The organism is Cellulomonas telluris, from assembly GCF_004886325.1.
Lineage (GTDB): Bacteria > Actinomycetota > Actinomycetes > Actinomycetales > Cellulomonadaceae > Cellulomonas > Cellulomonas telluris.
Window position 1 is genome coordinate 1 of record NZ_QXFN01000101.1, and the last position, 531, is coordinate 531.

Genomic DNA, 531 nt, shown 5'->3' on the forward strand with positions numbered 1-531 from the left:
TGCTCGTGCTGGTCCCGGGCGACCGGCAGATCTCGTGGCCCAAGCTGCGGGCGCTGCTCGGGGTCAACCGGATCTCGATGCCCGACGCCGGGGCCGCCCGCGAGGTGACCGGCTACGAGCGCGGCACCATCACGCCGTTCGGCGCGGCGGGCGACCTGCCCGTCGTCGCCGACGAGCGCCTGGTGGGGCGCACCATCTCGATCGGCGCCGGCGCGCACGGGGTGGCCGCGACCATGGCCGCCGACGACGTCGCGGCGCACTTCGGCGCGACCGTCGCGGACGTCACCGACCCCGCGTAGGGCCGATCCGATGCTGCTGCACACCGCACCGCTCGGTGGCCCCGAGTCGCTGGAGCTCGCGCTCGCCCACGCGCTCCTGCGCCGCGCGGGTGACGGCGAGCTCGACGAGGCGCTGCGGGTCTACGTGCCGGCGCGCCCGGCGGTCGTGTTCGGGCGCCGCGACACCCGCCTGCCCGGGTACGCCGCCGCCGTCGAGGCGGCTCGTGCGGCGGGGTTCGACACGGCCGTGCGC

At 77.6% G+C, this 531-nt stretch carries 1 protein-coding gene and 1 pseudogene; both read left to right on the forward strand.

What is annotated here, in order from left to right; genetic code table 11:
* On the forward strand, positions 1–299 hold a 299-nt coding region (locus FB586_RS18920), incomplete at its 5' end, for an aminoacyl-tRNA deacylase (RefSeq protein WP_136520871.1).
* A 10-nt stretch (positions 300–309) separates the two neighbouring features.
* A pseudogene (locus FB586_RS18925) lies at positions 310–531 on the forward strand (hypothetical protein); the annotation flags it as partial.